Consider the following 19,375-nt stretch of genomic DNA (forward strand, 5'->3'; position numbering starts at 1 on the left):
GTCAGTGCAAGGTTTTGGCCTGGCCAGGCTTGAGGTGCAGGGCGATCACACGATCACCAATGCGGACGTGGCCGCCGCCGGCTCCGGCAACCGAGCGCACCGTGGCGCTGGTGAGTCGGCCTTCGGCCCAGGCGATGTCGACCTCGAAGCCGCCGCGCGCTCGCAAGCCCTTTACCGAGCCTTGCGACCAGGCTGCGGGTAGTGCGGGCAGCAGGTCCAGCACACCGTCCTGCGACTGCAGCAGCATCTCGGCGATGGCGGCGGTGGCGCCGAAGTTGCCGTCAATCTGGAATGGAGGGTGGGTGTCGAAGAGATTGGGGTAGGTGCCACCCTGGTGCATCTCGGCGCCTTCGCGCGCCGCGCGCGCGCCCGGCGTGGCGAGCAGGCCGCGCAACAGTTGGTAGGCATGGTCGCCATCGCGCAGCCGCGCCCACCAGGCCATCTTCCAGGCCATGGACCAGCCGGTGCTGACGTCGCCGCGGGCCTCCAAGGTCCTGCGGGCGGCGGCGCCAAGTTCGGGCGTGCGCGCTGACGAGATCTGGCGGCCTGGGAAAAGGGCGAACAGGTGGGAGACGTGGCGGTGCGTGTCCCTGGGCGTGTCCAGCACGGGATGCTTCAGCTCGTCCAGCCATTCCAACAACTGGCCCCAGCTGCCGACGCGCGGGCCCGCGAGGCGGTCTCGCAGCGAGACCGCGTGGTCGCGCGCGCGGCGCTCGCCCAGCGCGTCGGCGGCCTGCGCGATGTTGTCGAACAGGTCCCACAGGATCTGCTGGTCGTAGGCTACGCCGTCCTGGATGGGACCGTGCTCGGGTGACCAGCCGTTGGGTGCGACAAGGCGACCGTCGTGCGTCGGCTGGAGCCGGTCCTCCCAGAACTCGCCGACTTCCTTCAACACCGGCCAGGCCGTCTCACGCAGGAAGGCCCGGTCCCGCGTGAAGGCGTAGTGCTCCCAGAAGTGGCGGGCATACCAGGCGTTGCCGGTCATGTTCCACAGATAGCTCTGGGCTCCGAAGGGGTTGGTCTCGGTGCGAAGCGCCCAGCCTCGTACGGGCCTGCCGTCAGCCGTCAGGAAAGTCTCCTGCGGTGGCTGCACGGAGTTGTCCCAAGGCGGCGTTTCCGGCGGCAGAGAGCGCGGATCCCGCAGCGCCTGCGCGGCGCGGTCGGACACCGCCCTACGCCACTCGGGCAGAAGCCGTGCAACGAAGCGGTGGAAGGGGCGCGCTGCCTCGGCCAGGTTGGTCACCTCGGCCGGCCAGTAGTTCATCTGCAGATTGATGTTGGAGTGGTAGTCGCTGTTCCACGGTGGCTGCAGGTGGTCGTTCCACAGGCCTTGCAGGTTGGCCGGGAGCGAGTCGCGCGAGCTGCTGACCAGCAGGTAGCGACCGTACTGGAAGTACAACGCCTCCAGTTCGGGGTCCCCACCGTCCTTGGTGTAGGCGGCCAGGCGTGCATCCGTCGTCAGCGCGCGGCGCTCAGCTGAGCTGGGGCCAAGGTTCAGCTGCACGCGGCCCAACAGGGCCGCGACGTCGCGCTCGTGGTCGGCGCGCAGCTGGCGCCAGGGCTTCGCGGCGGCGACCTGCGCCTGCACGCGCGGCAGTGGCAGCTGGCCATCGGCGAAGCTGGTTCCGGCACCGAGGACCAGCGTCAGTGCATCGCAGTTGCGAAAGACCAGCGTGTTGCCGTCAACGGCGACGCTGCCGCCTTCACTCAGTACGCGCAACTGGCTGGCATAGGCCAGGCCGTTGGGCAGGCTGCCGATGGCGGTGAGAGTTCCGTGTGCAGCGGCCAGCGTCGCACCATGGCGGTCGGTCAGCGTGATGCGGCCGCTGTAGCGGCCGGGCTTGTCAGCGCTGAGTCGCCAGACAATGAGCTGGGCCGGATGGCTGGCCAGCGTTTGACGCTCGAAGCGCACGCCGTTTTGCACATATCTCAGCCTATGCTGCGCGCGCGCGATGTCCAGTTCGCGGTGGTACTGGCTGACGGGGCCTGCCGCGCCTTCGAGTTCCAGCACGACGTCTCCGAATGGCTGGTAGGCGCCCATGGTCTTCGCGTCGCCCGTCCACAGCGTGATGTCGTTGAACTGCAGTCGGTCTCGCTCGATCTGGCCGAACAGCATTGCGCCGAGCCGTCCGTTGCCGATGGGCAGGGCCTGTCGCTCCCAGCCTTGGGGTGTGTCGGGCGCAGGCGCGGCGTAGCGTAGTGACAGCGCCGAGGCCTGCAACGGCAGGGCTGCGGTGAGAGCCAGGGACAAGGCGGCGTACAGCAGCCGCTCCTTCCAGCGGCTGCCGTGGAGCCGACTTTGCCGGGCCACTGATGGGCGCTGCTCGAGAGGTGCCGAGAAACCGGCCGGCGGTGGGCTCATCTCGGGCGGCCCATGCGGACCTTGAGCATGACAGGCTCGGCCGGCAGGTTCAGGCCCCAGTCGACCTGATCGCCGTTGAGAACGCGCTCCATCTGCCAACGGCCCTGCTCGTCGAAGTGGCCCTGCTCGGCGCGCAGCATCATGCCGCTGGTGCCGGCAGCCGGCTCCATGCGCACGCGCACGCGGTGCCCGATGAGGATGAACTCGTCCGGTGCGATCTGCGCCATGGCGACCCCACCGTTGGGCTCCTCGGTGCCGGGGGCTGGCTTGGCGAACTCGCCACCCCAGCTTGCTTCGCCGAATCGGCCCAGGCGATAGCTCAGCTTGGCCGTCCAGCCGGGAAAGTCCAACTGCTGGGGCTGACGGTCGTCGCCCTCGGCGATGCCCTGGGTGCGACCGTCGAAGGCCCATTGCGCCCACAGCCGCTGGATGGGCGCGAACATGCGGTAGACGCGCTCAAAGGGCTCGACGAGCGTGCGGTCGGTGGCGGTGGCGCCCAGCGGGTGGTTGCTGTAGTTGAAGTAGTCGATGCCGAACGGCGACACGCCGATGGCTCCGCGGCCCAGCATCGCGTAAAGGAAGCGGCCGTAGGCCGGCTTGGTGCCGATTTCGGGCACCCACAATGCGTTGTCGGAGCGCTGGAAAAGCGCGAGGTTGGCGTTCACCTGCGCGGACTCGAAGTTGTAGATATCGGGGCCGACGATGTCGATGGCTGGCGCGGCGGCTTTGTAGATGTCGATGACATCGTGCGAGGGGCCGCCGCTGGCGAAGTTCTTGTTCCAGGGCTTTGGCGGCTGCTCCAGCGGGTTGCGCAGCGCGTTGTTGACGAACATCGGCAGGTCGTAGACGGCACGGCCGGCCGCGGCGATGTCGCCGATGTAGCGGGCGATGGCCCAGGCGTGGAAGTACTCGTCGGCGTAGTCGCCGTAGACGGCGCGCCAGTTGCCGCTCCCGGCACCTGGCACCGGGGCCTTCTTGCGCGCCAGCACGGCGGCGGGCACGTCCTGCTCGAAGGCAGCTTGGGCGGCCGGCGCGTAGTCGCGTACCAGACCGTAGGTGCCGACCTCATTCTCGACCTGCACCATCAGCACGGTGCGCTGCGCAGCATCGATCTTCTTCAGATGCGACATCAGCGCAACGAAGGCGCGTTTGTCGGCCTTCAGCGTCTCGTCACCAAAGGGGCTGAGGCAGTAGCTGGGCTTGCCCTCTTGGTCCAGCATGGCTGGGAAACGCTTGGGCGCGAGCTTGACCCAGGCGGGTGTGTACTGGGCGCTGGTGTTCTTCCAGGTCGCGAACCACAGCAGAACCAGGTGCTTCTTTTGCTGGCGCGCCTCGGCGACGAGGGCGTCGACGAAGCTGAAGTCGAAGCGCCCCTCCTCGGGTTCAACCTGCTCCCAGGCCACCGGCATCAGCACAGTGTTGGCCTTCAGGTCGTGCGCTGCGTCCCACACTTGCTTGAGCGCTGCGGGATAGTTGCTGGAGTTGTGGGCCTGGGCACCGAGGATCAGGAAGGGCTTGCCGTCAACGAGCAGCGCATGGCGGCCATCGTGTGTGACGAGGCGGGGTGGTTCGGTCGCCATGGCGGCCTGAATGCTCAACAGGCAAGCCAGCGCCGTTGCAAGGATAGGGATCTTCTTCATCGGGATTTCGGAAGTTGCAGAAAAGGTCCGGCGGCTCCGCCGCCGGACCCATCCGGGACTCAGAACGAGTAGCTGGCTTGCACCGAGTAGCGGCGACCGGTGTAGTTGACTGCGCGGGTCATCATGCCGATGTTCTGCTGCATCAGCTGGCGCGCCAGAGCGTTGTTCAGGTTCTGCCCTTCAAGGCTGAGGCTGAACTTGTCGTTGAAGCGGTAGGTGATGCCGGCATCGATCTGCCCGTAGGAGTCGCTCCAGGTGGGCAACGCGTAGGCCACGGAGGTGGAGTCGGCCAGTCTGCCGTCGCCGTTGCGGGTGCCGTTGACGTTGACGCCCTGCAGGTACTTGGAGCGCCAGGCATAGGCAACTCGCGCCGACACCGGGCCCCAGTCATAGAGCAGTGCCAGGTTGTAGGCGTTCTTAGACAGGTTGGTCAGCGGCAGGTTGCCGAAGGTGCGGCCGTCGGTGTCGCAGCCGTTGATGTTGAGGTTGAGGTTCTCTGCTCCAGTGCTGGTGCCGGCGCAGAATGGCGAGGTGACCGGGCTGTAGGGCTTGGTCTTGCTGTCCACGTAGGTGTAGTTGGCCTGCACACCGATGCCTGCCATCCAGCCCGGCAGCATGTCGAGGTAGCGCTGGAAGGCGATCTCGAAGCCGCGGGCGTGGCCCTTGGCTCCATTCACTGGCGACGTGACGGTGAAGTTGAGCGGGTTGTTGGCTGTATCGCGCAGCTGCACTGTGGCCGACTGCTTGACGATGATGTCGCTCAGCTGCTTGTTGAACACCGCCAGCGTCAGCGAGCCGTTCTTGGAGAAGTACCACTCGGCGGTCAGATCCAGCTGCGTGGACTTGATCGGTTTCAGCAGCGGATTGCCGTTGGCCGTTCCAGACAGGTTGACGGAGTCGATGACCAGCACGGTGTCGTTGTTCTCCGTGTGCTTGGTCGTCGTCAGGTCCATCGTGGTGTAAGCCTGCATGTCCGCGAAGTCCGGCCGCGAGACACCTCGGGCCAAGGCCGCGCGGAACTGCAGGTTGTCGCTGCTCTTGAGGCGCAGGTTCAGGCTGGGCAACACGTTGACGTAGCTCTGCTCGGCGTTGATCGGTGTCGCGAAGTTGGCGATGTTCGGCACCGTGACGCCGCGCACTGTCTGGTTCGGGTTGGGCTGGTCTGCCTTGTTGTTGAAGACGGTGTAGCCGCTGGCCTTCATCTCGGTGCGCACTGCGCGCAGACCGACGTTGCCGTCAATGGGGGTGCCGGAGTCCGTGAAATCGAAGCGCAACTGCGCGTAAGCGGCCTGTGAGCGCTCATGCTGTTCGTTGTTGCCTGCCGGGTCGGTGCCAAAGCTGGCGGGTGTCCAGGCTGCGCAGCCGCTGCCCCAGCCGTTTGCCGCGGTGAACTCCTGGCAGCGGATGTCGTGGTACTTGTGCAGTGCCGTATAGCTGTTCGGATAGTCCTTGGCCAGTGAGACGTCGGGCACGTATACGGCCGGCACGCTCTGACCGCCAAAGAAGTTCGTGAAAGGGTGCAGGCGGGTCGGCGCGTTGAAGCGCGGGTCGCTCAGATAGGCCACGTCGCTGATGTCCCAGCCGCGCTGCCAAGTCTGGGTGATTGCCGACCAGTTGTAGTCCGGTACCGTCTTGGTGGTCCTGGCGTCGCGGTCGGTCAGACGGACGCCGAAGGACAGATCCTGCAGCACCGCGTGGTCGAAGTTGAACTTGCCGTCCGCGCGCCACGCCTTCTGCTCGGCCTTGCTGCGGTCCAGGTGTTCCATCGTGAAGGCCCAGTAGTAGTTGGCCTTGTTCTGCAGCGCCGCGAGGTCGCTCGAATCGAAGACGACACGGGGCGTCGAACCGGTCAGGTCCAGGTTCTCCTTGGGCATCAGCAGGCCAGTGGCGACCGTCGAGTCGAAGCCGCGCGTGTCGGACTTGACCAGCTGCAGGTCGGTGCTGAAGCTCCAGCGGTCACTGGCCTTCCAGGCGAGGTTCCAAGCCAGATCACGCGTTTTGGAATTACGCGTCATGTAGCGCGTGTCGGCGCCGAAGTTGACGCCGCCGTCCGCCGGGGCGGTCAGCGTGCCGCTGACGAAGACGTTGTTGCTGTTGTACTTGGCATCGCTGCCGATGACGATGTTCCACGGGTTAGTCTGCGCGAACAGCGCGTTCTCGTCCCACTGCATCTTGTACTTGGACTGGAAGTACGTCAGCGAGCTGCTGACGTTGTCCTTCTTCCATTGCGCGGCCGCGTAGGCGCCGTCACGGTTGCGCTCGAAGTTGGAGTCACGCCACTGCGCACCCTTGGGGGCCCAGTGCGTGCCGTCGATCTTGTAGTAGGGCTCGACCTGCCAGAGGTCGGTGCGTGTTGTGCTCTTGCTGTGTGCCAGGCTCAGCAGCACGCCGAAGTCGCCTGCGTCGGTCATCCAGCGGTTGGACAGCAGACCCGAGGCAGAGGGGCTGAACCGGCCCTGGAGCTGGTTGTAGTTGCCACTGGCGGTGACGTGGCCCTTGAAGCCTGCGTAGTCGAACGGCATGGCCGTGCGCAGGTTCACCAGGCCGCCGATGGAACCTTCGATCTGCGCGGCCGTTGGGTTCTTGTATACGTCCACCGCAGCCATGAGCTCGGGCGGCACGTCTTCGAAGTTCAGCGCGCGGCCGCCGTTGGCGGAGAAGGTGTCACGACCATTCACCTCGGAGCGTACATAGGACAGGCCGCGGATGTTCACGCTGGAGCCTTCCACCGAGTAGTGTTCCGGGTCGCCCTTGGCCATGGTGCGGTCGATGGTCACGCCGACGACGCGCTGCAGTACCTCGGTAACGGAGCGGTCGGGCAGCTTGCCGATGTCGTCGGCGACGATGGAGTCGACGATCTCGTCGGAGTTCTGCTTGATGCGCTGCGCCGACTCCAGGGCGGCACGACGGCCCATCACGACGACGGACTCGATCTTTTGCGTCTGCTGGGGCTTGGCGTCGGGGGCGGACGCGGCGGCCGCCGGGGCGGGCGCTGTCTGCGCGAAAGCCATGCCGCTGCATAGCAGGGCGGCCTGGGCGGCGGCTAGGGATACGGCGGTTCGGCGGTAGTGGTTCACTGTGTCTCCTCTCGTTGTCATCGGGGGGGCTCTTGGCCTGTGTGTCTTACTGCTGGTTCGTCGGAATGGCGGGGGTCAACATCGCCCCGGCCGGCGAGCGCTTTTCATGGGGGCGAGGCTGTTCGTCATGGGCGGGGCCGTCGGTCGGTGGGGTGGGTTGAATGGGACTTGGGGCTGGGCGTCAGGCGCAGAAGCGGTTGACGAGGTTCTCCAGCACTTCCTGGCGACCCGAGACGGGGGCGACGTCGGTGTTGTTCGCAAGGACCAGATCGGCCAGTTCGCCCAAGCTGCGGCGGCCTTTCAGGATGTCCTGTCCGGCGGCGGTGTCCCAGCCGGCATAGCGGGCGTCAACGGCAGCCTTGAGGCGGCCATCGACGATCATCTGCTCGGCGATCAGCAGTGCCTGTGCGCAGACATCCATACCGCCGATGTGGCCGTGGAAAAGGTCGGCTGCGTCGATGGACTGGCGGCGCACCTTGGCGTCGAAGTTCAGACCGCCCGATCCCAGGCCGCCGGCCTGCAGCACGTGGTACAGCGCCAGGGCCGTTTCGGGTACGTTGTTCGGGAACTGGTCGGTGTCCCAGCCCAGCTGTGGGTCGCCGCGGTTCATGTCCAGGCTGCCGAGGATGCCCAGGGCGCCAGCCGTGGCGATCTCGTGTTCGAAACTGTGGCCCGACAACGTGGCGTGGTTGGCCTCGATGTTGACCTTGACTTCCTTCTCCAGGCCGTAGCGCACGAGGAAGCCGTAGACGGTGGCCGTGTCGAAGTCGTACTGGTGCTTGGATGGCTCGCGTGGTTTGGGCTCGATGAGGATGGCGCCCTTGAAGCCGATCTTGTGCTTGTAGTCCACGACCATGCTCAGGAAGCGGCCGAGCTGGTCCAGCTCCTGGCCGATGCGCGTGTTCAGCAGGGTCTCGTAGCCTTCGCGGCCGCCCCACAGCACGTAGTTCTCGCCGCCGAGCTTGAGGGTCGCGTCCATCGCGTCGCGCACCTGCAGTGCTGCCAGCTTGAAGATCTCGGGGTCGGGGTTGCTGGCCGCGCCGGACATGAAGCGGCGATGACTGAACAGGTTGGCCGTGCCCCACAGCAGCTTGCGCCCGGTGGCCTGCTGCTTCTCGCCCAGCACGTCCACCATGCGCAGGAAGTTCTCGTGGCTCTCGCGCGGCGTGGCGCCTTCGGGGGCGACATCGCGGTCGTGGAAACAGTAGTAGGGCGCGCCGAGCTTCTCGAAGAACTCGAAAGCGGCATCTGCCTTGGCCTTGGCGAGTTCCATGGGCGTTCCGCCCTGGAACCAGGGGCGCTCGAAGGTGGCGCCGCCGAAGGGGTCCAGGCCCGTCCAGACGAAGTTGTGCCAGTAGCAGGAGGCAAAGCGCAGGTGATCCTCCATGCGCATGCCAAGGACGATGCGGTCCTTGTCGTAGTGCCTGAAGGCCAGCTCGCTCTGGCTGTCGGGGCCTTCGTAGCGGATGGGTTGAATGTGTTCGAAGTAGCTCATGGATCAAGCGCCGCGCAGGCGCTGGTAAAGGTCACGGAAGCGCGCCAGGCGCGGGGCCAGGCGAGCGTGGCGTTCGGGATTGGGGGCGTGACGGGTCGCGACGGCGGGGCGGGTGCATACGGTGGCGAGGTCGCCGCCAGCAGCGAGCCAACCGAGCCGTGCCGCACCGAGGGCGCCACCGGCTTCGCTACCGGTGTGCACGAGGATCTCGACGTTCAGCGCGTCGGCAATCAACTGGGCCCAGTAGGCACTGCGCGCACCGCCGCCGACGAGCGACAGCGCATGCACTTCCGTACCCGCTTCGCGCAGCGCGGCCAGACTGTCCGCGAGGCCGAAGGTCACGCCTTCGAGCACGGCGTAGGTGCACTCCGCTCGTGTCGTTTGCGCTTTTAGCCCGTGGAAGCCGCCGGGTGCGAAGGGGTCGTTGTGGGGCGTGCGCTCGCCGGCAAGGTAGGGCAGGAAGATGGGCGCATTGACTGCGCTGTCATTTTGCGAAAACGAAGGCGAAGAAGATGCCAGCTCGGCCAGCAGCGTGACCTCATCGGCACCGACGAGCTGGCAGAACCACTTCAGGCAACCAGCCGCCGATAGCATCACGCCCATCTGGTGCCAGCGCTGCGGCAGGGCATGGCAGAAGGCGTGCACGGCTGAGTCCGGGTTGGGCGCAAAGCGGTCGTTGACGACGAAGAGCACGCCGGAGGTGCCCAGCGAGATGAAGCCATCGCCCGGGGTCGTTGCGCCTATGCCGATGGCGCTGGCCGCGTTGTCGCCCGCGCCGCCCGCGATGGTGACCTCGGATCCGAGACCCCAGGCCTTGGCCAGCCCGGGCTTGAGAAGGCCGCTCGATTGGCTGCTTTCGACGAGGCGCGGCATCTGCGCGCGCGTGAGGCCGCAGGCCGCCAGCAGTTCGTCCGACCAGTCGCGACTGGCGACGTCCAGCCAGAGCGTGCCGGCCGCGTCTGAGGGGTCGGAGACCTTGTTGCCGGTCAGCTGCAGCCGCAGCCAGTCCTTGGGCAGCAGCACCGACTTCACGCGGGCGAACACCTCGGGCTCGTGCTTGCGGACCCACAGCAGCTTGGGCGCCGTGAAGCCGGGCATCGCGAGATTGCCTGCGATCTCGTGAAGGCGGGGCGCTGCGGCCGTCAGATCGGTGCACTCGTCATGGCTGCGGCCATCGTTCCACAGGATGGCGGGGCGCAGCACCGTGTCGCCTTCATCGAGCAACACGGCGCCGTGCATCTGGCCCGAAAGGCCGATGCCGCGTACTGCGCTGAACTCCACGGGGTGGGCTGTACGCAGCTTCGCGACGGCGGCCTGCGTGGCCTGCCACCAGTCGTCCGGATGCTGCTCGGACCACAGCGGCTCGGGGCAGGACAGCGTCAGGGCACTGCCGGCCGTGCCGACGATTCGGCCCTCGCCGTCGAGCAGCAACAGCTTGACCTCCGAGGTGCCGAGATCGATGCCGAGATACATCAAGCCGTCTCCTCGGCGTCGGCGGTGACGGCGCCGCTGTCTGCGAGCGGCAGGGCGGGGCGGGTCAGGCGATAGCGCGCCAGCGCGGCGGCGCCGACGGCGACGGCATTGGCGCCGAACATCGAGGTGCGCACGGTGGGTGGAGGCAGATTTGCCGCGGCGGCGTAGTCCAGCAGCGTGTCCAGCGCCGGCTTCAGGAAGGGCTCGCCGAGCTCGACGACTGATCCTCCCAGCACGATGCAGGCGGGGTCGTAGGCCGTGGCCAGGTTCTGAAGCAGCACGCCCAGGTAGCGGCCGGCGGAGTTGACGGCCTTCAACGTCTCGGCGTCTTCATCGACGAGATGGGTGCGCACTTCCGCCAGCGAGCGCAACGCTGCGTCGTCGCCGCTGCCGTGCAGCATGGCGCGCGTCGCGATCAGCGCCTCGGCGCAGCCGCGGCGGCCGCAGGAGCAGCGCGGACCGCCCAGCTGGAGCACCATGTGGCCGACCTCGCCAGCGAAGCCGCGGCTGCCGGTCAGCAGCCGGTCGCCGACGATGACACCGGCGCCCAGGCCCTGGTTGATGGAAACGTACAGCAGCGGATCCGAGGCTGGCGCGGGGTTGAACTCCATCTCGCCCAGCGCCGCCACATCGGCTTCGTTCTGGATGAAGAGCGGCACGCCGGTGAGCGCGGTGTCTTGCAGCTTGTCGGCAAGGAGCGTGCCGAAGGGGATATCACGCCAGCCGAGGTTGGGGGCAAAGTGCAGCACGCCTCGCGCCTCGTTGACGCCGCCGGGCAGGCCCACGCCGAGACCGAGGATCTGCTGGCACGTGTCCAGCTGCTTGCTGAGCTTGACCAGCGCACCGGCCAGGCTGCTGATACAGGCCTTTGCCGAGCGGCTGGCACCGTAGTTGGCGACGGTGCACGCCTTGACCTGGCCGGTCAGCGACGTCGCGACGACGCGCACGGACTCGATGCCGACTTCGGCGCCGAGCAGAAGCAGTCGGTCGGGGTCGATGAAGAGGGGCGTCGGCCGGCGGCCCAGGTCGCCGGTGGCGACGACCTCGCGCTCGACGAGCCAGCCTTCGGCGATCAGCTCGCGCGTCAGCATGCTGACGGTGGACTTGGTCAGGCCTACAGCCCCGGCCAAGTCCGCGCGCGACAGGCCTGGGTGGGCGCAGAGGTGTCTCACCAGCGCCATGCGATTGATGACCTTGAGCAGCTGTTGGCTGCCTGCGGCTTCGGCCTGCATTTGTCTCCTGACGGCTTCTATAGATGCCCATGCTTCGACGGGCTTTCAATCATATTAGTTCGGCCATCGAACGAAGTAAATACGGTGTTGACCCCTATCGCAATGCGCCGGACCTCGCCGAAGATCGCGCCGCCTTGCCGAACTGGCGAGGTCCATAAGAACGCTTGGCCCAGAGACAGCCAAATGACCGACTCCCGTATCCGCAAGATCGTCATCGTGGGCGGCGGCACCGCCGGCTGGATGGCGGCTGCGCCGCTCGCGCTTCGTTGTGCCGCGGCCGGTGAAGAACGCTGCGAGATCGTGCTGGTGGAATCTCCAGATATCGGCACCATCGGTGTTGGCGAAGCGACGCTGCCGCCCATTCGCGCCTACAACCGAACGCTCGGCCTGGACGGCGCCGACTTCGTCAAGCGCACGCAGGGCAGCTTCAAGCTCGGTATCGAGTTCCGCGACTGGGGCCGCGTGGGTCATCGCTTCTTCCACGGCTTCGGCGACTTCGGCCCCGCCATCGAGAACCGGGCGCCCTGGCAGCACTGGTTGCGCCTGCAGCGCATCGTGGACAAGTTGCCGGGTTACGAAGACTGGTCCACCTCCACCGTGATGGCGCGCCGCAACCGCTTCACGCCCCCCGTGGATGGCGCACCGTCTGCGGCAAATGCGTACTCCTTCGCCTATCACTTCGACGCCGGCCTCTATGCGGCCTACCTGCGCGAGTACGCAATGGCGCGCGGCGCGCAGCGCATCGAAGGGCTGATCGTTGATGTCGAGCTGCGACCCGAGGACGGCTTCGTCGTCGCGGTCAAGCTGAAGGATGGGCGCCGCATCGATGGTGACCTCTTCATCGACTGCTCGGGCTTCCGCGCCCTGCTCATCGGCGGCGCGATGCAGTCGCCCTTCGAGGACTGGACGGCGCTGCTGCCCTGCAACAGCGCCCAGGCCGTGCCCAGCGAGCGCGTCGAGCCGCTGACGCCGTACACCATGTCCACCGCCAAGGCGGCGGGCTGGCAGTGGCGGATTCCGCTGCAGCACCGCACGGGTAACGGCCACGTCTATTGCAGCCATTTCATCGGCGATGACGAGGCCGCCGCCACGTTGCTCGCCGGCCTGGACGGCAAGGCACTGGACACGCCGCGCCAGTTGCGCTTCACCACAGGGCGGCGCAAGGCCGGGTGGGTGAAGAACGTGGTCGCCATCGGCTTGGCCTCGGGCTTCCTGGAACCGCTGGAGTCCACCAGCATCCAACTCATCATGGACGGCGTCGGGCGGCTGATCCAGTTCTTCCCGGACAAGCAGTTCAAGCCCCATCTGGCGGCCGAGTTCAACCGCCGCATGGCCCTGCAGTACGAGTCAATCCGCGACTTCATCGTGCTGCACTACAAGCTGACCGAGCGGCGCGACGCCGAGCTGTGGCGCTATTGCGCGGCCATGCCCATTCCGGATTCGCTGGCTCACCAGATCGAGCTCTTCCGAAGCGCCGGCCGCGTTGCCATCTTCGACCCCGACGGCTTTGCCGAGCCTTCCTGGGTGTCGCTGTTCCTCGGCCTGGGCCTGCTGCCTGAGAGCTATGACCCCTTTGTCGACCACATCGATCCGCAGGCCCTTCTGCAGCATTTCGTGCGCTTGCGGCATGCCATCAACCAGACGGTGGACGGCATGCCCGGCCACAGCGACTACATCGCTCGCCATGTGAAGGCGCTCCCAACCTAGGAGATCGAAGACCAAGGACCCAAGAACACCCAGGAGCCGGCCCACCAGCCGGCCGATTTGGAGACAACCAGGAAACACCATGAAGTTCACCGACGGACAGTGGCTGCTTCAGCCAGGCGTCGCCGCTCACTACGCGGCTGAGGCCTATGCCATCGAAGCCCACGAAGACCGCCTCGTCGTGCTCGCCACGACCCGCCCCATCAAGCATCGCGGCGACACGCTGCAAGGCCCCACGCTGACCGTCACGCTCAGCTCGCCGCTCCCCGGCGTCGTCCGTGTCAGCGTCGAGCACTACACCGCGTCGAGTCCGCCGCGCCTGCACATTCCCATGGTGGGTGCAGGCAAGCCTGCTGTGCAGATCGTCGATGGCGAGGATATGGCCACTCTGACCTCCGGCAGCATCTCGGTCGACGTGAAGAAGGGCGATGGCTGGGCGCTGACATTCCGCGAAGGCGAGCGCATTCTCACCAAGAGCGACTGGCGCGGCCTGGGCTACATCCAGTGGGGCGCCAAGGGCAATCATGTTCACGAACAGCTGACGCTGGCCGTCGGCGAGAACGTCTACGGCCTGGGCGAGCGCTTCACACCCTGGGTCAAGAACGGCCAAGTCGTCGAAAACACCAACAAGGATGGCGGCACGGCCTGCGAGCAGGCCTACAAGAACGTGCCGTTCTACCTGACCAACCGCGGCTACGGCGTGCTCGTCAATGAGGCCGGTCCGGTCTCCTTCGAGGTCGGCTCGGAGAAGGTGGCGCGTGTGCAGTTCAGCCGCGAAGGCGAGAGCCTGGACTACTGCGTCATCGCCGGCCCCACGCCCAAGGATGTCGTTGGCCGGTTGACAGCGCTGACAGGCCGCGCCCCGCTCCCGCCGGCCTGGAGCTTCGGCTTGTGGATGACGACGTCGTTCACGACCCAGTATGACGAGGCCACGGCCACGCATTTCATTGACGAGATGGCAAGGCGCGAGCTGCCTCTGTCGGTCTTCCACTTCGACTGCTTCTGGATGCGCGAGTTCCAGTGGTGCGACTTCGAGTGGGACCGCCGTGGCTTCCCCGAGCCTGAGGCCATGCTCAAGCGCTTGCACGCCAAGGGGCTGAAGATCAGCTTGTGGATCAACCCCTACGTGGCGCAGAAGTCGCCGTTGTTCGCCGAAGGCGTCAAGTGCGGCTACTTCATCAAGCGCAAGGGCGGCCCGCAAGATGGCCTGACGTTCCAGACCGACCAGTGGCAGCCTGGCATGGCCATCGTGGACTTCACGAACCCTGCAGCCAAGGCCTGGTACCAGGGGCATCTGCGCCGCCTGCTGGGCACGGGTGCGGACTGCTTCAAGACCGACTTCGGCGAGCGCATTCCGAGCGAGGGCGTGAGCTACTTCGACGGCTCCGACCCCGTCGAGATGCACAACCTCTACGCGCTGCAATACAACCAGGCCGTGTTCGAGCTACTGGAAGAAGTGCAGGGTAGGGACGCGATCGTTTTCGCCCGCTCCACCTACGCCTCGGGGCAGCGCTTTCCGGTGCATTGGGGCGGTGACTGCTGGAGCACGTTCGAATCCATGGCCGAGAGCCTGCGCGGCGGGCTGTCGCTGACCAGCTGCGGCTTCGCCTTCTGGAGCCACGACATCGGCGGCTTCGAGGGCAATCCGCCACCGGCCGTCTACAAGCGCTGGATCCAGTTCGGCCTGATGTCCTCGCACAGCCGACTGCACGGCAGCAGCAGCTACCGGGTGCCATGGCTGGTCGATGAAGAGAGCTGCGACGTGTTGCGGGTCTTCACACGACTCAAGCACCGCCTCATGCCCTATCTCTACGCCAAGGCCCATGAGGCAACGCAGAGCGGCGTGCCGCTGATGCGCTCCATGCTGATGGAGCACCCGCATGACCCGGCCTGCACGACGCTGGACCGGCAGTACCAGCTGGGCGAATCGTTGCTCGTGGCGCCGGTGTTCACCGAGAGCGGCGAGGTGGCGTTCTATCTGCCTGGATCGGAAGGTTCGGGCCAGTGGACCCATCTGCTGTCCGGGGAGAAGAAGCAGGGAGGCCGCTGGCATCGCGAGACGCATGGCTTCTTGTCCATGCCCTTGTATGCCGCGCCGAACAGCGTCATCGCCTGGGGTGCCGAAACCGAGAAGCCTGACTATGACTACGCCAGTGGCACGGTGCTGCGCGTGTTCGAGCTGGACGACGGCGCAAGCGCGGCCTTCACGGTCGTGGCGGTCGATGGCAGCGTTGCGGCCCGAGGCGAGGTCCGCCGCCAGGGCGCGCAGTACACGGCGCGGATTGCCGAGGGTGTGCTGCGTGACTGGAGCCTGGACGTCGACGGCCGCTGCAGCCCGGTGCTGGCCGAAGGCGCTGAGCTGCGCTGGAGCGCTTGAGATGGCCAACCTCCGCCGTGCCCATTCTGGTTCGGCGGAGGCTTTCATCTGAGCAGTGACCCCAATACACCCCAACTGACAGCGTTGTCATAATCCGATCGAAATGAAGCCTCAAGTCCTATCCCGACGCTTTTGCGGCGCATTGCTAGGCCTGTTGGGCCTGGGTGCCCTCAACGGCGGCGTATGCGCGCAAGGCGTCGCTGTGAACCAGATCGGCTACCTGCCTGCCGCCGCAAAGTGGGCCGTTGCGTCAGCCGACGCGGGCGACGAGTTCCGCGTCGTCCGCGTGGGCAGTGGCGACGTCGTGCTGAGCGGCCGCCTCGGCGCGGCGAGGGCATGGGCCCCGGCGGACCAGGCCGTGCGCTTGGCCGACTTCTCGGCGCTCACCGAGCCGGGCGAGTACGAACTGCGCGTCGAGGGCATGCCAACGTCGCCTCGTTTCCGCGTCGCGTCCGATGCCTATGCCGCGCTGACGGCGGCCAGCCTAAAGGCCTTCTACTTCAACCGCGCTGGCATCCCGCTGGAGGCCCGCTATGCCGGCCGTTGGGCGCGCCCGGCCGGCCATCCGGACACTGCGGTGCTGATCCACGCCTCGGCTGTCAGTGACGGGCGGCCGGAGGGCACGCGCATCTCCGCGCCCAAGGGCTGGTATGACGCGGGCGACTACAACAAGTACATCGTCAACTCGGGCATCACGGTCTATACGCTGCTCGCAGCATGGGAGCAGTTCCCGGCGCTGTTCAAGGCCCAGAAGCTGGACATTCCCGAGAGCGGAGACGTCCTGCCGGACGTTCTGGCCGAGGTGCTGTGGAACCTCGACTGGATGTTGGCGATGCAGGATCCAGTCGACGGCGGCGTCTATCACAAGCTCACCAACAAGGGCTTTGACGGCAACCTGATGCCTCACCAGACGCATGGCGAGCGCTACGTCGTGCAAAAGAGCACGGCCGCCGCACTGGACTTCGCCGCCGTGATGGCGCAGGCGAGCCGGGTCTTCAAGCCGTTCGACGGGCAGCGGCCCGGCTTGTCGGCGCGCATGCGCGAGGCAGCCGTCGCCGCCTGGGCCTGGGCACGCGCCAATCCGCGGGCCTTCTTCAGGAACCCGCCTGACGTTCGCACTGGCGAGTACGGCGATGTCCAGTTGGACGACGAGTTCGCCTGGGCTGCCGCCGAGCTCTTCATCACGACGGGTGATGTCAGCTATCGGGAGGCGATGAAGCTGGAGACACAGCCCATCCGCGTGCCCGGCTGGGGCGACGTGGCCGGCTTGGCGTGGGTCAGTCTGGCCCAGCACCGCGACAAACTGCCCAAGGCCGACGCCGAGCTCGTCACGCGCCGCGTTCTTGGCTTCGGGGACGAACTCGCGGCGTCCTGGAGGGCCTCGGCCTACCGATTGACGATGGAGGCCGCCTCCGATTTCGTCTGGGGCAGCAACGCCCATGCGTTGAACCAGGCGCTGATGCTGATCCAGGCCTACCGGCTCGGTCATGACCGTGCGCAGCTGGATGCCGCGCAGTCCGTGCTGGACTATGTTCTGGGACGAAACCCACTGGGCCTGAGCTATGTGACGGGCTTCGGCCGACGCAGCCCTCTGCATCCTCATCATCGGCCCTCCGAGGCCGATGGCGTGGACGCACCAGTGCCCGGCTTCATCGTCGGTGGGCCCAACCCCGGTCAGCAGGACCAGAAGCACTGCCCCGTGCGCTATGCGTCCGCGCTGCCGGCACTGTCCTATCTCGACCATGGCTGCAGCTACGCCAGCAACGAGGTGGCCATCAACTGGAATGCGCCGCTGGTCTATGTATCGGCAGCGCTGCAGGCGCTGACGCCCCCGAAATGACGCTCCTCGTCCAAAGGCTGCCTCGGGCGTTCTCCCCAGGGAACAGCGGCGCTTGCCGCGCCGAGCCGGCTTGGCGCAGCACGGCGCTTGCCCCGGAAGAAACAAGCAAAACGGAGACCCAATGACTTTGCCAACCCGCCACCCGCTCGTCTGGGTGCCCTCGCTCTACCTGGCCATGGGCTTGCCCAACGTGATGGTCGGCGTCGTCGCGGCCATCATCTACAAGAACCTGGGCATTTCCAACGAGGACATCGCCCTCTACACCTCGCAGATGTACCTGCCCTGGGTGCTCAAGCCACTTTGGGCACCTCTGCTGGAGACCTACCGCAGCAAGCGCTTCTGGGTCATCAGCATGGAGTTCACGATGGCGGCGGCGCTGGGCCTGGTTGCGCTGTGCCTGCCGATGGAGGGCTTCTTCAAGTTGTCGCTGGCCTTCTTCTGGATCGTCGGCTTCGCCTCCGCCACCCAGGACACGTGCGCGGACGGCGTCTTCATGACCACCGTTTCCAAGACCGACCAGGCCCGCTACTCCGGCGTGCAGGGCATGTGCTGGAATCTGGGCGCAGTCGTCGCCTCCGGCCTGCTGGTGTCGCTGACGGGCTATCTGCACAACCACATGGGGCTGAGCTGGGTGCAGTGCTGGGTGGTCGTGGTGTCGCTGGCGGCCGCGTTCATGGCCGTCTTTGGCGTCTATCACCTGCGTGTGTTGCCGCCGGGGTCGCCTTCGCATTTGCACGGTGCAGGGCTTTCCGGCGGCCTGAAGGCCACGGCGCAGGCCTGGATCACCTTCTTCCAGAAGCCGCAGATCTGGATGATGCTGGCCGTCATCTTCTTCTACCGCTTCGGCGAAGGTTTCATCGAGAAGTTCGGTCCGCTCTTTCTGCTGGATGCGCGCGTGGCTGGCGGCCTGGGCCTGGACAACGAGGCCCTGGGCCACATCAACGGCACGGTAGGCACTCTGACCTTCATCGCCGGCGCCTTCCTGGGCGGCTTTATGGTCGCCAGGCGCACATTGCCGCGCACGTTCTTCACGCTGGCCCTGGTGCTCAACATTCCGCACCTGACCTACTTCTATCTCGCGCAGTCGATGCCGACGGACACGGTCACCATCGCAGTCATCGTCTCGATCGAGAAGTTCGGCTTTGGCATGGGCTCCGTGGGCCACATGCTGTACATGATGCAGCAGATCGCTCCCGGGCCGTTTCGCATGGCCCACTACGCGATGGCCACCGGCGTCATGGCGTTGACCAAGTGGGGCACGGGCAGCGTCAGCGGCTTGCTGTGGAACTACGTCAACCACCAGTACGTGAGCTTCTTTGGCTGGGTGCTTATCTTCTCCATACCACCCGTGATCCTGGCTTGGCTGGCACCCTTCCCGCACGATCAGCCGGAAGCTGCCAAGGGCCGTGAGGCCCCGGTCGGGGCTCACTGATGGAGCCACTGACGGGATTGCTGACGAGCCTCGTGTTCGCCGCAGCTGCGACGGCGCAGCCTGCCTGCGGTGCCGATGTGCTGGGCACCTCGCGAACGCTGACGCTCAGGCGCGAGGCGGCTGCCTGGGGCACGGCCCAGCACGCCGCCCTGCCCACGCTGGCGCCCAAGGAGGTGGTGCTCACCTTCGACGATGGCCCGAGGCCTGGGTCCACGCCCGTCGTGCTGAAGGCGCTGGCTGAGCAGTGCGTGAAGGCCAGCTTCTTCATGAATGGCGAGCCGTTGGCCCAGCATGCCGCCCTGGCCCGCCAGGTGCGCGACGAGGGCCATAGCGTGGGCATGCACGGCTATCGGCACGAGCACTTCTCGCAACTGCCGCCGGCAGCGCAGACGGCCGACCTCGATGCCATGATGGCCGCGTACCGCGCCGTGTTCGGCGCAGAGCCTGCGGCCTTTCGATTCCCCTTCCTGGAAGAAACATCGACCCTGCTGGCGAGCCTGAAGGAGCGAGGGCTGGTGGTCATGTCCATCGACGCCGGCGCCGAGGACTGGCTGCCCGACCAGACGCCGCAGATGCTGGCTGACAAGCTGCTTGGCCAGCTCGCCAAGAGCGGTGGCGGCATCGTCCTGCTGCACGATGCCCAGGACCAGACGGCCCGGGCGCTGCCCTTCCTGCTGCGGGCGCTGAAGAGCAACGGCTATCGGGTTGTGCATGTGAACTGGAACTGACGCCTGCCGCGCCCC

At 66.4% G+C, this 19,375-nt stretch carries 11 protein-coding genes; 5 read left to right on the plus strand and 6 right to left on the minus strand.

Annotation, left to right across the window (positions count from 1 at the left end):
* Nucleotide 1: 1 nt before the first annotated feature.
* The 6 genes from QM732_RS00070 to QM732_RS00095 all read right to left on the minus strand — a co-directional run bounded on the left by QM732_RS00070 (nucleotide 2) and on the right by QM732_RS00095 (nucleotide 11,279).
* The gene (locus tag QM732_RS00070; RefSeq protein WP_415654172.1) at nucleotides 2-2,362 is read right to left on the minus strand and encodes a glycosyl hydrolase family 95 catalytic domain-containing protein; all 2,361 of its coding nucleotides are present in this window, start codon (nucleotides 2,360-2,362) and stop codon (nucleotides 2-4) included.
* Entirely contained in the window at nucleotides 2,359-4,002 is a 1,644-nt protein-coding gene (locus QM732_RS00075; protein WP_415654173.1) for a DUF5597 domain-containing protein, read from the minus strand. The genes QM732_RS00070 and QM732_RS00075 overlap by 4 nt, the downstream gene beginning before the upstream one ends.
* A gap of 59 nt (nucleotides 4,003-4,061) precedes the next feature.
* Nucleotides 4,062-7,079 (minus strand): TonB-dependent receptor, encoded by a 3,018-nt coding sequence (locus QM732_RS00080; RefSeq protein ID WP_415654174.1) that lies wholly within the window; start codon nucleotides 7,077-7,079, stop codon nucleotides 4,062-4,064.
* 181 nt (nucleotides 7,080-7,260) lie between these two features.
* A complete protein-coding gene (gene xylA / locus QM732_RS00085) occupies nucleotides 7,261-8,574 on the minus strand; it encodes a xylose isomerase (RefSeq protein ID WP_415654175.1) in 1,314 nt (437 codons plus the stop codon).
* A 3-nt stretch (nucleotides 8,575-8,577) separates the two neighbouring features.
* The gene (gene xylB, locus QM732_RS00090; RefSeq protein ID WP_415654176.1) at nucleotides 8,578-10,047 is read right to left on the minus strand and encodes a xylulokinase; all 1,470 of its coding nucleotides are present in this window, start codon (nucleotides 10,045-10,047) and stop codon (nucleotides 8,578-8,580) included.
* On the minus strand, nucleotides 10,047-11,279 hold the full coding sequence (locus tag QM732_RS00095; protein WP_415654177.1) for an ROK family protein: 1,233 nt from the start codon (nucleotides 11,277-11,279) through the stop codon (nucleotides 10,047-10,049). The genes xylB and QM732_RS00095 overlap by 1 nt, the downstream gene beginning before the upstream one ends.
* A 183-nt stretch (nucleotides 11,280-11,462) precedes the next feature.
* Between QM732_RS00095 and QM732_RS00100 the strand changes: the two genes are divergently transcribed.
* The 5 genes from QM732_RS00100 (at nucleotide 11,463) to QM732_RS00120 (ending at nucleotide 19,360) form a co-directional block, all read left to right on the plus strand.
* Nucleotides 11,463-12,986, plus strand: coding sequence for a tryptophan halogenase family protein (locus QM732_RS00100; RefSeq protein WP_415654178.1), 1,524 nt, complete (start codon nucleotides 11,463-11,465; stop codon nucleotides 12,984-12,986).
* Between the two features lie 79 nt (nucleotides 12,987-13,065).
* On the plus strand, nucleotides 13,066-15,360 hold the full coding sequence (gene yicI / locus QM732_RS00105) for an alpha-xylosidase (protein ID WP_415654179.1): 2,295 nt from the start codon (nucleotides 13,066-13,068) through the stop codon (nucleotides 15,358-15,360).
* Between the two features lie 103 nt (nucleotides 15,361-15,463).
* Nucleotides 15,464-17,200, plus strand: a complete 1,737-nt coding sequence (locus QM732_RS00110) for a glycoside hydrolase family 9 protein (protein ID WP_415654180.1) — start codon at nucleotides 15,464-15,466, stop codon at nucleotides 17,198-17,200.
* A gap of 121 nt (nucleotides 17,201-17,321) precedes the next feature.
* Nucleotides 17,322-18,632 (plus strand): MFS transporter, encoded by a 1,311-nt coding sequence (locus QM732_RS00115; protein ID WP_415654181.1) that lies wholly within the window; start codon nucleotides 17,322-17,324, stop codon nucleotides 18,630-18,632.
* A complete protein-coding gene (locus QM732_RS00120; protein ID WP_415654182.1) occupies nucleotides 18,632-19,360 on the plus strand; it encodes a polysaccharide deacetylase family protein in 729 nt (242 codons plus the stop codon). Before QM732_RS00115 ends, QM732_RS00120 begins: the two co-directional genes overlap by 1 nt.
* Nucleotides 19,361-19,375: the final 15 nt, after the last annotated feature.

The sequence above is a fragment of the Roseateles sp. genome, assembly GCF_047654805.1.
Classification (GTDB): domain Bacteria; phylum Pseudomonadota; class Gammaproteobacteria; order Burkholderiales; family Burkholderiaceae_C; genus Pelomonas.